Here is a 13,443-nt window from a genome sequence, read left to right as displayed (position 1 = left end):
CCTACGACCCACTGTGCCAAGAGGGCGCAGGGTCCGTTGACGGAATGGCCCACTCGGATCACAAGGTTGCTGCCAGCTCCACGCCCTGCTTGATGGCGCGCTTCGCGTCGAGTTCGGCGGCCACGTCCGCCCCACCGATCACGTGGACACGCGAGCTCCGCCCGTGCGGGCCACGCTGCGCCTCCAGCCCGGCGACGAGATCGCGGACCGACTCCTGCCCTGCACACACGACGACCGAGTCGACCTGCACGACCCTCGAGAGTCCCTGCGCATCGCGGATGTGCAGCCCGTCGTCGTCGACCTTCACGTAGGTCACCCCTGTGTGCTTCCGCACGCCGCCGGCCTCGAGCTCGGCGCGGTGCACCCAGCCGGTGGTCTTGCCCAGGCCCCGGCCGATGCGGGAGGTCTTGCGCTGGAGCAGGTGCACCTCGTGGGCCGGCTCGGCGTGCACGGCAGTGCCCAGTCCCGCGCGCTCGAGCGCCGGATCGGTCACGCCCCAGTGGCGCCGCCACGCCTCCACATCCGTGGAGTGGCCGCTCGGTTCGCGGCCGTCGACGGCGATCCCGGGCCCGCCCGCCAGCAGGAACTGCGAGACGTCCACGCCGATGCCGCCGGCGCCGATCACCGCGACCCGGCGGCCGGGGGTACGCGCGCCGGTGAGCAGCTCGGGATAGGTCATGACCATGGGGTGATCGGCGCCGGGGATCGTGATCTCGCGCGGCCGCACCCCGGTGGCGATCACCACGTGGTCGAAGCCCGCGAGATCGTCCGGGTGGGCGCGGCGGCCGAGGTGCACCGGCACGCCGAGGACGTCCAGGCGCCGGCTGAAGTAGGCGATCGACGCCGCGAACTCCTCCTTGCCCGGCACGCGCATCGCGTAGCGGAACTGCCCGCCGAGCTCGTCCTCCGCCTCGAAGACCTCCACCGCGAGCCCGCGGGACGCGGCGGCCTCGGCGCACGCCAGCCCCGCGGGTCCCGCGCCGACCACCGCCACCCGACGCCGGGTGGGGGCCACGGTGAGCAGGAGCTCGGTTTCGCGGCCGGCGCGCGGATTGACCAGGCAGGAGGCACGTTTGTTGGCGAAGGTGTGGTCGAGGCAGGCCTGGTTGCAGGCGATGCAGATGTTGATCTCGTCGGCCCGCCCCTCGGCGACCTTGGCGGCGAACGCCGGGTCCGCCAGCAGCGGCCGCGCCATGGACACCAGGTCCGCCTGACCGCGGGCGATGATCTGCTCCGCGATGTCCGGGGTGTTGATGCGGTTGGACGCGATCACCGGGACACCGACGGTCTGCTTGAGCCGGGCCGTGAGGTCGACGAACGCGGCCCGCGGCACGGAGGTGACGATGGTGGGGATGCGGGACTCGTGCCAGCCGATGCCGGTGTTGAACACGTCGACACCAACGGCCTCGAGGCGCTGCGCGAGTTCGGCGGTCTCCTCCCACGACTGGCCGCCGTCGACCAGGTCGAGCAGGCTGATCCGGTACTGCAGCAGGAAGTCGCGGCCCACCTCGGCGCGGATGCGGCGCACGATCTCCTCTGGCAGCCGCATCCGCCTGCTCGCGGTGCCGCCCCACGAGTCGGTGCGGTCGTTGGTCCGGGCGGCGAGGAACTGGTTGATGAGGTAGCCCTCCGAGCCCATGATCTCGATGCCGTCATACCCCGCGCGCCGGGCCAGGCGGGCGGCCCGGACCCAGTCGTCGATCGTCCGCTCGACACCCCGGGCGCCCAGGGCGCGCGCTCTGAACATGCTGATCGGCGACTTGGTCGACGCGGCCGAGCGGACGAACGGCTGGTATCCGTAGCGGCCGGCGTGGAGGACCTGCAGGAGGATGTGGGCGCCCTCGGCATGGACGGCGTCAGTGAGGCCGCGGTGCTTGTCGGCCATCCGGCGCGAGGCCATCATCGACCCGGCCGGCAGCAGCCACCCCTCCACGTTGGGCGAGTACCCGCCGGTGACCATGAGGGCGGCCCCGCCGCGCGCCCTCTCGGCGAAGTAGGCGGTGAGCTCGGGCAGGTGCTTCGAGCGGTCCTCCAACCCGGTGTGCATGGACCCCATGACCACGCGGTTGCGCAGGGTGAGATGCCCGACGGCGAGGGGACTGAGGAGGTGAGAGTGACTGTGGCCCATGGGGGCTGATTCTGCCCGGTATCCGGTCGCCCGACCCCGCGGTAGAGGAATTTTCGCTCACCGGGGCGTCCGGACCGGCGTGGCGATGCGGGCCGATCAGGGGCACGCCCGAACATCGATCCGGAGGCGTCGCACGCCTTACTGGACGAATGTCTGTGTGACGAGTCAGCAACCTGGGCGCCTGACCTGCAGTTTTGAGGGTGCACAAAATTGTGTCGCGGGGGTCGATAATGCGGCGATCTCGAAGAACTGACCTTATCCTCAGATTCGTGGCTTCCCTCGGTCACATGTCCTCCCCCGACGTTCCCCCAACCCCTCAGGAATCCCCTCAATGCGAACCATCGTCAGGCGGCGCATCGGCGCCGTCGCCGCCGCTGCCGCCACCTTCCTCGCCCTGGCCGCCCCCGTCACCGCCGCCCAGTCGCTCCAGTTCACCGTGGGCGCGCCCGCCCCCTGTGAGCAGGCGACCCCGGCGGAGACCGAGCAGGTGATCGCGGACATCCACGAGTACACCAACCGCGAGCGCGTCTCCCGCGGCCTCAACCCCGTCACGCGCCTCGCCAGCCTGGACCGGATCGCCCAGGACTGGAGCGAACAGATGGCCAGCGTGGACGCCATGACGCACAATCCGCAGATCAAGGCCCTGATGGCGGCAACCTACGACGGAACGCCGCTCAGCGACGGCAAGTGGACCAGTTACGGCGAGAACGTGCTGCAGAACTGGTGCGGCGCCTCGGGCGAGGCGCTCGTCCAGCAGTGGATGAACTCGCTTCCGCACCGCCTCAACCTACTCAACCCGGTGCACACCCACCTCGGTGTGGGCGTGGAGGTCGCCGACAGCCGGAAGCTGTACTCCACCCAGAACTTCGCCCGACTGACCTGACCCCCGCGGCCCCCTCGGTCGTCGCCCCCTCCTACGGCGCCCCCACCCCCGGTCCACACCGGCGGCGGGGGCGCCGTCGTCTCGGCGCCCACTCGCGCGCGGGCATACGAATGGGAATCGCGTCGGTGTAACGCATGTGACTAGAGTGACGACAGAGGCAGGAGTGAACTGGCTCGGGCGACACCGTCCGATCCGGCACACGCTCCACACGCAGGCCGCGGCGCGAGCCGCAGCCCGAGGAAAGGACCATCGCGTGCGTCATCCCCTTCGTTCCGCCGTCGCCACCGGCGCGGCCGCCCTCCTGCTCGCCTCCGGCACGGGCACGGCCGCCGCGCAGGGCTCACTGGAGCTCGCGTTGCCGTTCTTCGCCACCATCCCCGGCTTGGCCTCCCTCGCCCCGGACGCTCCCGGGGCACCCTCCGCCCCGGTGGCCGACCCGGCCGCCGCGGCCGCGGACGATCTGCTGCCCGAGGAGATCAGGCTGATGGCGTTCGAGGGCAGCGTGGTGGCCGCCGTCAACGAGGCCCGCCTCGTGGTGGGCGCCGACCGGCTCATCACCGACCCCCGACTCGAAGCGTCAGCCCGCGAGCGGGCCGCCCAGCTCGCCGCGGGCGACCCCACGACCGGCGAGGTGACCGTCCCCGCCGATGCACGGGTCGACGCTGACACCGACACCCCTGACGCCGCTGCCCCCGGCGCGGACTCGGACGTGGACCCGGCCGGCGACCGCACCGTTCTCGCGCTGCCCGCCGGCGCGACCCCGCAGAAGGCGCTCTCGGCCCTGCTCTCCGACACCGGCATGCGCGATCGGATGCTCGACGGCCGGTTCGTCCGGGTGGGCGTGGGCGTGGCCACCGCCGAGGACGGCACCGTGCACGTGGTGCAGGACTTCGCCCGCGACTGACTGCCGGACGATCGTCCAGCGGGGGTGGGGTGGATAACGCCCCTCCCCTGCTCACGGTGGTTACGGGGTGATGACGGCTGGCTTAGGGCTGGAGCCGGTTCCTACCGTTGCGCTCGGCGACCCGACAGTCGGGCCCCCAGCACCCGAAAGGTACCGACACTCGTGACCCGAGCCCTCCAGCACCTGCGTCGTGGCCTGATCCTGGCCGCCGCGGCTTCCGCCACCCTCGCCCTGAACGCGGCCCCGCAGGCCTCGGCCCAGGCGCCGCAGATCCAGCTGCCCCAGATCCACCTCCCGGGCCTGACGATCGGTTTCGCCAACCCCGCCCCCGCCGGCACCGCGCCGACGATCGACCCCGCCTCCGCCGAGTACCGGGCCCAGCTCGAGGGCGCCACCAACGCCGCCCGCACCGCACACGGCCTCGCCCCTCTCGCCGTCAACGGCGGCCTCACCGCGGTGGCCACCAACTGGAGCGGCACGCAGGCCGCGCAGAACCGCATGTTCCACAACCCGGATGTGGGCGCGCAGATCCCCGCCGGGTGGGGCCACTACGGCGAGAACGTGCTGCAGAACTACGCGCACGCCACCCCGCAGCAGCTGGTGGACCAGTGGATGGCCTCCCCCGGCCACCGCGTGAACCTGCTCAACCCGGGCCACACCTCGATGGGCGTCGGCGCCGCGGTGGCCGCGGACGGCAAGCTCTACGCCACCCAGGTCTTCGCCCGCTACTGAAGCGCCCACCCCCCGCCCCGGACGCTCTTCTCGATGGGAGTCGTCAGGCCTGGACACCCGCGAGCATCGCGTCGAGACCCTCCCGGAAGCGCGGATCGAACTCGACCGTCGGCGTCGCGGGGTCGGCGACCGTGAGGTTGTGGTGGGTCTGCTCCTCCAGGCTCAGGCCCACCACGTAGCCCGTCAGGGCCGTGGTCAACCCCGGCGCGCGGCCCTCGAGTCCGTGGCGGGAGCACGCCGCCTCGACCACCTCGGCGACCGGATTCACCGCACCCGCCGCCAGACCCAGCGCCACGACCTCGGCGCCGTCCGGAACGCCCGTGACGGCCGCGCGCAGCGCCTGCCCCACCGCCCGTAGTTCGTCGGCGGCCGAGTTCCCCTCCCCGACGGGACCCATCGTCGCCAGGATGCGCTCCGCGACGACCGTGAGCAGCGCCTGCTTGGACGGAACGTGCCAGTACAGCGCGCTCGGTTGGACCCCCAGCCGGGTCGCCAACGTGCGCATCGACATGCCGGGTAGCCCCGACTCGCGGAGCAGTTCCAGGGCGGTGTCGACGACCGCCGTCTTTGTCAGGGCCACGGGCGCCGATCCTACCGGCCGCCACAACCCTCTCCTGAACGCTGTACAAGTCGACGACCGTGCGCTAGCTTGAACGGCGTTCAATGAACGGCGTTCAGGAGGAACAATGGCCATCACGACCCCCCGCTGGCACGAGCTCGCGGATCACGTACTCGACGGCGGAGTCGTCACCGCGGCGGACGCCCTCGCCGTGCTCCGGTCCCCGGACTCCGAGCTCATGGAGGTGGTCGCGGCCGCGTCCCGGCTGCGGTTCCAGCACTTCGGCAACAAGGTCAAGGTCAACTACCTGGTCAACCTCAAGAGCGGCCTGTGCCCGGAGGACTGCTTCTACTGCTCGCAGCGGCTCAACTCCACCGCCGGCATCCTGCGCTACACCTGGCTCAACACCGAGGAGGCCGTCACCGCGGCCAAGGCGGGCATCGCGGCCGGCGCCTCCCGAGTGTGCCTGGTCGCCAGCGGCACCGGCCCCAGCAATCGCGAGGTCGGCAAGGTCTCCGACATCATCGAGGCCATCAAGTCCGACACCCCGGGCGTCGAGGTGTGCGCCTGCCTGGGTGCACTGAAGGATGGCCAGGCGGAGAAGCTGTGCTCCAGCGGCGCCGACGCCTACAACCACAACCTCAACACGGCCGAGAGCCATTACGAGGACATCTGCACCACCCACACCTACGCCGACCGGGAGCACACGGTCGCCCAGGCCCACGGAGCCGGACTCTCGGCGTGCTCGGGCTTCATCGCGGGCATGGGTGAGACGCACGACCAGCTCGTCGAGCTCGCCTTCGACCTGCGCGCCAAGGACGTCGACTCGATCCCGGTCAACTTCCTGCTGCCCTTCGACGGCACCCCGCTCGAGGGCGTGGACACCCTCAACCCGCGCGACTGCCTGCGCATCCTCGCGATGGTCCGCTTCGTCGCCCCCGACACCGAGATCCGGATGGCCGCCGGCCGCGAACGCCACCTCGGCTACCTCCAGGGCATGGGCCTCTACGTCGCCAACTCCCTGTTCCTGGGCGACTACCTCACCAGCGAGGGCCAGCCCGGCGGCGAGGACCTGCAGATGATCGCCGACGCCGGCCTCGAGGTCCTCCAGATGGACCACCCGGCCGGGGACACCGGGGACGGGACGGTGGAGGCCGCCACCGCGGACGCGCCCGCGAATGCCGCCGGGCCGGCCACGCCCGCCGTCGCCACCGGGCGGGACCAGAAGGTGGCCATCCGCACCCGCGGGGCCGGCACCAGCGAGCCCGCGAACGCCTGACATGTCCGCCTCGGTCCACTCTCCCGGTGCCCGGGACCTCGTCGTCGTCGACACTCCCTCCTCCCCCTCCACCCCGGACGACGCCGCGGCGATGCTGGCCACCGACGCCGAACAGGCCGCCACCACCGCGCTGCTCGCCGCCGACGCCGAGCACGTCTGGCACCCCTACGGTGGGTTCCCGGCGAGCACGCCGCCGCTGCCGGTCGTCTCCGCCTCGGGGGTCCGGCTACGGCTGGCGGACGGGCGCGAGCTCATCGACGGCATGAGCTCGTGGTGGGCGGCCATCCACGGCTACCGGCACCAGCACCTCGACGCGGCCGCGCACCGGCAGGTCGACACGATGAGCCACGTGATGTTCGGCGGGCTCACGCACGCACCGGCCGTCGAACTGGCGACCCGACTCGCCCGCATGGCGCCGGGCGAGCTGAACAAGGTGTTCCTCGCGGATTCGGGCTCTGTATCCGTAGAGGTGGCCGCGAAAATGGCGATCCAGTACCAGCGCTCGCTCGGCCGCCCCGAACGCACCCGGCTGGCGACGTGGCGCGGCGGGTACCACGGCGACACCCTCTCCCCGATGAGTGTGTGCGACCCCGACGGCGGCATGCACTCGATGTGGCGCGGGGTGGTGGCCGAGCAGGTCTTCGCGTCCGCCCCGCCCGCCGACTACTGCGCTGACTACGTCGCCGAGCTCGAGCGGGTGATCCGTGGGAGCGCCGACGAACTGGCGGGGATCATCGTCGAGCCGGTGGTCCAGGGCGCGGGCGGGATGCGCTTCCACCACCCCGGGTACCTGCGTGACCTGCGCCGGTTGGCCGACGAGACGGGCACGCTGCTCATCTTCGACGAGATCGCCACCGGCTTCGGCCGCACCGGCGAGCTGTGGGCTGCCGACCACGCGGGCGTCGCACCGGACGTGATGTGCGTGGGCAAGGCCCTGACCGGCGGGTACCTCACCCTCGCCGCGACGCTCACCACCGACCGGGTGGCCGATGTCATCAGCGCCGGCGAGGCGGGGGGCCTGGCGCACGGGCCGACGTTCATGGGCAATCCGCTGGCGTGCGCGGTGGCGTGCGCGTCGCTGGATCTGGTGGCCGGCGGCGGGTGGCGGCGCGATGTGCCGCGCATCGAGGCGCGCCTGCGCCACGGGCTGGCGCCCGCGCTCGACGTGCCCGGTGTGGTCGACGTGCGGGTGCTCGGGGCGATCGGCGTGATCCAGCTGGCCGAGCCGGTGGAGATGACGACGACGACAACAGCGATCACCTCGCACGGCGTGTGGCTACGCCCCTTCCGGGATCTCATCTACACGATGCCGCCGTACACCTCTACAGACGAGGAGATCGACCGGATCTGTGCGGCGGCGGTTGCAGGGGCTGCAGCGCCAGGGGCGGGCCGATGACCATGCAGACATCCCCAGCCCTGGACTGGCTCGACGACGCCGCCGCCGACCGGGCCTCCCGGCATGTGCGGCGGGTGCTGTCCCCACGCGCGGCCGAGGACGGCGTGATCGACCTCGCCTCCAACGACTACCTCGGACTGGGTCGGCACCCCGAGGTCGTGGACGCCGCCGTGGCAGCGACGCGCCGCTGGGGTGCGGGGGCGACGGGATCACGCCTGGTCACCGGAACGACGCAGGAGCATCTGGCGCTCGAGGACGAGCTCGCCGAGTTCTGCGGCAAGCCCGCGGCGCTGGTCTTCTCCTCCGGGTACACCGCCAACCTCGGAGCCGTGGTGGCGCTGTCCGGGCGGGGATCGCTCATCGTCTCCGATGGCGGCTCGCACGCCTCGCTCGTGGACGCGTGCCGGCTCGCGAGGGCCCGCGTCGTCGTCGTCGACCGGGGTGACGTCGGCGCGGTGGCCCGGGCCCTGGCCGAGCGCACCGAGAAGCGCACGCTGGTCGTCACCGACTCGGTGTACAGCGCGGACGGTGAGCTGGCCCCCCTGCTCGCGCTGCACGGGGCGAGCCGCGCGCACGGCGCGGTCCTGCTGGTCGACGAGGCCCACGGCCTCGGCGTGCGCGGCAGCGGCGGGCGGGGGCTCGTGGACGAACACGGCTTGAGCAGGCACGAGGACGTGGTGGTCACGGCGACGCTGTCCAAGGCCCTCGGGTCGCAGGGCGGGGTGGTCCTGGCGTCCGAGCGGGTGCGCGAGCACCTCATCAGCAGCGCGCGCACCTTCATCTTCGACACCGGCCTCGCCCCCGCCGCGGTGGGCGCGGCCCGCGCAGCCCTCGGCGTCCTGTGCCGCGACCCCGCGCTCGCCTCGCGCGTGGTGGAGGTGGCCGAGCACCTGGCCGCGGTCACCGGCGCCGAGCAGCCGCGGTCAGCGGTGGTGTCGGTGATCCTCGGCGACCCCGCCCGCGCGGTCTCCGCCGCCGGCAGGTGCCTCGAGCTGGGCGTCCGGGTGGGGTGCTTCCGCCCGCCGTCGGTTCCCGAGGGCACCGCACGGCTGCGCCTCACCGCCCGGGCGGACCTCTCCGGCGCCGATCTCGCGCGGGCGAGCGACGTGCTGGCGCAGGTGTTGGGCGAGCACGGTCACCCAGTTGGCGCGGCCGCGCGGCTCGAGGGGGCCCGCGCATGACCACCTCGCCCGGCCCGGCGCCGATCGTCATCACCGGCACCGGCACGGACGTGGGCAAGACCGTCGCCACCGCGGCGCTGGCCGCCCACGGCCTGTCGCTGGGCCTGGACGTGGGGATCTGCAAGCCGATCCAGACGGGACTGGGCCCGGGCGAGCCGGGCGACGCCCACGAGGCCGCGCGCCTGTCCGGGGTGCGGCGGGTGCTGGAGGTCCGTCGGCTGCCCGATCCGCTGGCACCCGAGACCGCCGCCCGCGTCGCCGGCCTGCCGCAGTCCACGCTGCCCGGATTGCTCGACCCGATCCGCGAGTGGCTCGGCGAGCCCCCGGTGTGGCGTCCGCCGGGTCGCGACTCGACCTCGTCGAGGGCGCCGGCGGTGTGCTCGTGCGACTCGGCCCGGACCTCACCGTCCTCGACCTCGCCCGGTCGCTCGACGCCCCGGTGGTCGTGGTCGCCCGCGCGGGACTGGGCACGCTGTCGGACACCGAGCTCACCATCCGCGCCATCGGGGCCGCGGGTCTACGCTGCGCGGGGATCGTCATCGGCTCCTGGCCGTCCGTCCCGAGTCTCGCCGAGCGCTGCAACCTCGAGGATCTGCCCCGCCTGACCGGAGTCCCGGTGCTCGGTCGGGTCCCCGCGGGTGCCGGTCAGCTCGCCCCGGTCGAGTTCACCAGTCGCGCGCCGGGGTGGTTTCAAGCGTCAAGACTTCTTCAAAGGTGTGGCCTGCTGCGGTGAGCTCGGACAGGGGGCCCTTCCAGAGTGAGGGGCCCACCGAGATGACACCCAGCAGTGAGTGCATCTCGCAGACCGTTCAGCCAGGAATTCCACGACGAGCTGTGGGTTGAACAAGTACCGCGAGACCCACGGTGGCGGTGGCACCGAGACCGAGGTGACGCTCGATGAGCGGGCACGGCTCAAGGAGCTGGAGTACGAGTACCTCGACACCTGCAGAATCGACGCCGCCGAGACCAACCCGGTGGACACGATGAGCGCTCGGCTGACCGTGTCGACCTCTGGGTTCTACCACTGGCTTTCGCGCCCGACCCCGGCGACAGCGGCCCGCGGACAGACGCCGACGGCCCGGCTGCGGCACTTCTTCGCCGCCACCGACGCCAGGGTGCCGGGAATGAACCGGGGCCAGGGATTGCGTCTGAGCCCAGGCACGCCTCTGATGGACGGTCCAAGCCGTTCCCCGGCACGCGACACACGCCCCGGCGCCCGTCACCACCACGGAATTTGGCGAGGTCAATGTGGCCAGCGGGCCGTCGCTACTGTCCCATGACAGGTGCCGGGAGTGACCGGGCGATGATCTCCTTCATGATCTCGGTGGTGCCGGCGTAGATCTGACTGATCCGCAGGTCGGTCCATGCGCGCGCGATCGGATACTCCTCCATGTAGCCGTAGCCGCCGTGGAGTTGCAGGCAGGTGTCGGCGACTTGCTGAGCGCGTTCGGAGCTCCAGTACTTCGCCATCGCGGCGGTGGGGATGTCCAGTTCGCTCTTGACATGCAGGTCGAGACACTCGTCGATGAAGGCGCGGGTGACGCGGGCTTCGGTGGCGACCTCGGCGAGCTTGAACTTGGTGTTCTGGAATCCGAAGATCGGTTTGCCGAACGCCTCGCGCGTGAGTGTGTACTCGTGTGTCAGGTCCAGCATCAAGTCCATCGACGCGGCGCAACTGACGGCGACGATGAGCCGCTCCTGCGGGAGCTGCATCATGAGCTGGACGAAGCCCTGCCCCTCCTCGGTGCCGAGCAGATTGCTGGAAGGCACACGTACGTCATCGAAGAAGAGCTCGCAGGTGTCTTGCCCCTTGAGGCCGATCTTGCCGAGGAGACGGCCGCGTCGAAATCCTTCGGAGCTGGTCGGCACGATGACCAGTGAGACGCCTGCAGCAGCCTGATCGGGGCTGGTCTTGCAGGCGACGAGCACCATGTCTGCGTGGTAGCCGTTGGTGATGAAGGTCTTGGCTCCGTTGATGACGTAGTCGTCGCCTTCTCTGACTGCCTTCGTCTTGATTCCCTGGAGGTCGGAACCGGTCCCCGGCTCGGTCATCGCAATGGCGGTCACGACCTCGCCGGAGGCCATTTTGGGCAGCCACTCGCGCTTCTGCTCCTCGGTGCCGTAGTGCAGCAGGTAGTGCGCCACGATGCCGCTGTGGAGTGCGGCCCCCCAGCTGCTGTCACCGATGCGGGCCTGCTCCTCGATAAGGATTGCCTCGTGGAAGAAGTTGCCGCCGCCCCCGCCGTACTCCTCGGGAATGGAGGCGCACAACAGGCCGAGCTCGCCGGCGCGGGTCCAGAGTTCGCGGTCGACGCGCTTCTGTTCGATGAACCGCTCGATGTTGGGCTTGATCTCCCTCTCGCAGAACGTCCGGGCGAGTTGACGGAAGTCGTCGAGGTCCTGGTTCATCCAGGGTGAACGGCGGCTGGGCATGGGTCCTCCAGGGAGTATTCGCCGGGTACAGGGTGTGCCCGAAGGCTACGGGTACACCCTGTACCGCGCCAGTCCCTTTCGGGTTAGAATGTGGTCGTGGATCTTGCGAGGTGGGTGGACACGGCCGTGGTGCGCCGATCGACGGCGCACGAATCGCACCGGTCGGCACGACGAGAGCAGATAGTGGTGGCTGCGGCTCGTGCGATCGAGGAGTACGGTCCCGGCGTCGGTACTGCCCAGATCGCGGAACGGGCAGGCGTTGCGCGGCCTCACGTCTACCGGCACTTCGACAGCAAGGAAGACCTCGAACGAGAAGTGCTCCGATTCGCGGCTGATCAGCTCATCGACACCGTTCGTCCCGCCTTGCGTGTGAGCGGTACAGCTCCCGCCATCATCGAAGGCGTGATAGGCGCTGCCATCGGATGGGCTGCCGGTCATCCCAACCTGTATCGCTTCATGGCGGCGCGCCAGCAGAACAAGGAAACACACCGGGCCAGGTTGGGGCGCACACGGTTCCTCGGCGAGGTGGTGGCCGCAGCCTCGGCATACATGCGCACATCCGAGGTACAAGTCGATCCCCCGGACGGCGTGATGGCGGGGTTGATGGGCATGGTCGACGCGGGGATCATCTGGTGGCTGGACCACCACGATGAGTCGAAGGAAGAGGTGACCACCCGGATCGCCCATCAAGTTTGGCTGATCATGCGTGATCTCGCCCAGAGCGTAGGGGTTGCTGTGGACAACGACCTTCTGTTGAGCGCGCGATGAGGGACCTCTCGCCCGGAATGGGCGCACCCCGAGCCCGTCGAAGCGGTCCCGCGTTGGAACGGCGACGCCCCGTGTGCGACCGGTGGCTGGAAGAGGTCGGTGACCTGGTGCGGCGGATGCCCGACGTCTGCATCTCGGCAGTGCCCGGCGAGCAGCCGGCCGGCTGGCTGCGCACGGCCGTAGCGCTCAAGACTGACGGTCTGGTCAACACCGCGGTGCGGCGATGACGCCGGCGCCGGGATCGCACCTTGAGGCGACCTTCTTCCTCGATCACGACCACGCTTCGGTACGCGACTTCACCCAGCACGTGATCGCCGGCGCGTCGAGCCCCCGAGAGAGAGCGTCCCTACTCTTTGCTGCAGTGCGTGACCAAATCTGGTACGACCCCTACTCGGTCTCCGAGGATCCTGAGCATTACCGGGCGAGCCACGTCCTCCAGGCCGGCCGCGCCTACTGCGTGCCCAAGGCGGTGCTACTGGCCGCGGTTCTGCGGGCCGCGGGCATCCCTACCCGACTCGGCTTCGCCGATGTACGGAACCATCTGCAGACCGACACCTTACGAGCCGTCATGGGTGGAACGGACCTGTTCGTCTATCACGGCTATTGCAGCGCCTACATCGACCGACGATGGCTGAAGGCCACACCTGCCTTCAACGTCGAGTTATGCGAACGATTCGGCGTGCCCCCGGTCGACTTCGACGGACAGAGCGACGCGCTCATGCACGCCTTCACCTCCGACGGGACTCGGCACATGGAGTACGTACGAGACCACGGCAACTTCGACGACCTCCCCCTGGGCCGCATTCTGTCCGCTCTCCACCAGGCCTACGGACCTATGGTCACCGCCGCTGCGGGGCCTGACCATGCCTTCACTCCTCCAGCTACCACCGGTAAGACCACTCCGGAAGGATCCGTGGACTCATCCGGGAGCACCGGATGAGCCACTCCCACCGGGCGCGGTCCTTCTAAGGAACTGCGGAAGTGGTACTCAAGGGTGCTGGTGGGCGCGTCGGAAGTGGCTCGGTGAGCTGCCGGTCCACCCTTTGAAGGCGTGCGAGAAGTTCGTGAGGTCGCTGTAGCCCAGTTCGGCGGCGACCTCACTGACAGACGTGGAGCGGTCGAGCAGCCGTATCCGGGCGCGGTCGAGCAGTGACTCCTGGAGGAGTTCGCGGAAGCTGGT

General features: G+C 70.6%; 15 protein-coding genes and 1 pseudogene. 12 read left to right on the top strand and 4 right to left on the bottom strand.

Translation table 11 applies throughout. From position 1 onward, the window contains the following. Positions 1-58 precede the first annotated feature (58 nt). The gene (locus tag OVA21_RS00720) at positions 59-2,128 is read right to left on the bottom strand and encodes an NADPH-dependent 2,4-dienoyl-CoA reductase (RefSeq protein ID WP_268091560.1); all 2,070 of its coding nucleotides are present in this window, start codon (positions 2,126-2,128) and stop codon (positions 59-61) included. A gap of 331 nt (positions 2,129-2,459) precedes the next feature. Here OVA21_RS00720 and OVA21_RS00715 point away from each other — a divergent pair, with 331 nt between their 5' ends. The 3 genes from OVA21_RS00715 (at position 2,460) to OVA21_RS00705 (ending at position 4,647) form a co-directional block, all read left to right on the top strand. Beyond that, a complete protein-coding gene (locus OVA21_RS00715; RefSeq protein ID WP_007628337.1) occupies positions 2,460-3,011 on the top strand; it encodes a CAP domain-containing protein in 552 nt (183 codons plus the stop codon). Positions 3,012-3,264: 253 nt separating this feature from the next. Further along, positions 3,265-3,915, top strand: coding sequence for a CAP domain-containing protein (locus tag OVA21_RS00710; protein ID WP_007628335.1), 651 nt, complete (start codon positions 3,265-3,267; stop codon positions 3,913-3,915). 162 nt (positions 3,916-4,077) lie between these two features. Continuing rightward, the gene (locus tag OVA21_RS00705) at positions 4,078-4,647 is read left to right on the top strand and encodes a CAP domain-containing protein (protein ID WP_007628333.1); all 570 of its coding nucleotides are present in this window, start codon (positions 4,078-4,080) and stop codon (positions 4,645-4,647) included. Positions 4,648-4,690: 43 nt separating this feature from the next. Here the strand turns inward: OVA21_RS00705 and OVA21_RS00700 are convergent, their stop codons facing one another. After that, complete coding sequence (locus OVA21_RS00700; protein WP_063972193.1) at positions 4,691-5,227, bottom strand: TetR family transcriptional regulator; 537 nt, start codon at positions 5,225-5,227, stop codon at positions 4,691-4,693. 106 nt (positions 5,228-5,333) lie between these two features. Between OVA21_RS00700 and bioB the strand changes: the two genes are divergently transcribed. The 6 genes and pseudogenes from bioB to OVA21_RS00675 all read left to right on the top strand — a co-directional run bounded on the left by bioB (position 5,334) and on the right by OVA21_RS00675 (position 10,342). Next, the gene (gene bioB / locus OVA21_RS00695; protein ID WP_096906169.1) at positions 5,334-6,485 is read left to right on the top strand and encodes a biotin synthase BioB; all 1,152 of its coding nucleotides are present in this window, start codon (positions 5,334-5,336) and stop codon (positions 6,483-6,485) included. Position 6,486: 1 nt separating this feature from the next. Next, complete coding sequence (locus tag OVA21_RS00690; protein WP_096906170.1) at positions 6,487-7,881, top strand: adenosylmethionine--8-amino-7-oxononanoate transaminase; 1,395 nt, start codon at positions 6,487-6,489, stop codon at positions 7,879-7,881. Continuing rightward, positions 7,878-9,062, top strand: a complete 1,185-nt coding sequence (locus OVA21_RS00685; RefSeq protein ID WP_096906171.1) for an 8-amino-7-oxononanoate synthase — start codon at positions 7,878-7,880, stop codon at positions 9,060-9,062. The genes OVA21_RS00690 and OVA21_RS00685 overlap by 4 nt, the downstream gene beginning before the upstream one ends. After that, positions 9,059-9,259, top strand: a pseudogene (bioD, locus tag OVA21_RS19295) (ATP-dependent dethiobiotin synthetase BioD); the annotation flags it as partial. The gene OVA21_RS00685 and the pseudogene bioD (OVA21_RS19295), both read left to right, overlap by 4 nt. Before the next feature lie 110 nt (positions 9,260-9,369). Then, entirely contained in the window at positions 9,370-9,795 is a 426-nt protein-coding gene (gene bioD / locus OVA21_RS19290) for an ATP-dependent dethiobiotin synthetase BioD (RefSeq protein ID WP_442778912.1), read from the top strand. Positions 9,796-9,901: 106 nt separating this feature from the next. Next, entirely contained in the window at positions 9,902-10,342 is a 441-nt protein-coding gene (locus OVA21_RS00675; RefSeq protein ID WP_143337712.1) for a hypothetical protein, read from the top strand. Here the strand turns inward: OVA21_RS00675 and OVA21_RS00670 are convergent. Then, positions 10,329-11,495: an acyl-CoA dehydrogenase family protein gene (locus OVA21_RS00670; RefSeq protein ID WP_063972188.1), complete on the bottom strand. Its 1,167-nt coding sequence runs from the start codon at positions 11,493-11,495 to the stop codon at positions 10,329-10,331. The two genes, OVA21_RS00675 and OVA21_RS00670, sit on opposite strands and share 14 nt — an antisense overlap. A 96-nt stretch (positions 11,496-11,591) precedes the next feature. On the opposite strand from OVA21_RS00670, the gene OVA21_RS00665 reads away from it, so the two are divergent. The 3 genes from OVA21_RS00665 to OVA21_RS00655 are packed head-to-tail and all read left to right on the top strand — an operon-like array spanning position 11,592 to position 13,203. After that, positions 11,592-12,263: a TetR/AcrR family transcriptional regulator gene (locus OVA21_RS00665; RefSeq protein ID WP_216824127.1), complete on the top strand. Its 672-nt coding sequence runs from the start codon at positions 11,592-11,594 to the stop codon at positions 12,261-12,263. A gap of 17 nt (positions 12,264-12,280) precedes the next feature. Next, the gene (locus OVA21_RS00660) at positions 12,281-12,490 is read left to right on the top strand and encodes a hypothetical protein (protein ID WP_143337713.1); all 210 of its coding nucleotides are present in this window, start codon (positions 12,281-12,283) and stop codon (positions 12,488-12,490) included. After that, on the top strand, positions 12,487-13,203 hold the full coding sequence (locus OVA21_RS00655) for a transglutaminase-like domain-containing protein (RefSeq protein WP_096906173.1): 717 nt from the start codon (positions 12,487-12,489) through the stop codon (positions 13,201-13,203). Before OVA21_RS00660 ends, OVA21_RS00655 begins: the two co-directional genes overlap by 4 nt. Before the next feature lie 48 nt (positions 13,204-13,251). Here the strand turns inward: OVA21_RS00655 and OVA21_RS00650 are convergent. Continuing rightward, the coding region (locus OVA21_RS00650) for a helix-turn-helix domain-containing protein (protein WP_268091559.1) at positions 13,252-13,443 on the bottom strand (192 nt) is incomplete at its 5' end.

The sequence above is a fragment of the Dietzia sp. SL131 genome (assembly GCF_026672565.1).
GTDB lineage: Bacteria > Actinomycetota > Actinomycetes > Mycobacteriales > Mycobacteriaceae > Dietzia > Dietzia kunjamensis.
The sequence above is the reverse complement of the archived record's forward strand: the minus strand, read 5'-3'. Positions and strand labels throughout refer to the sequence as shown.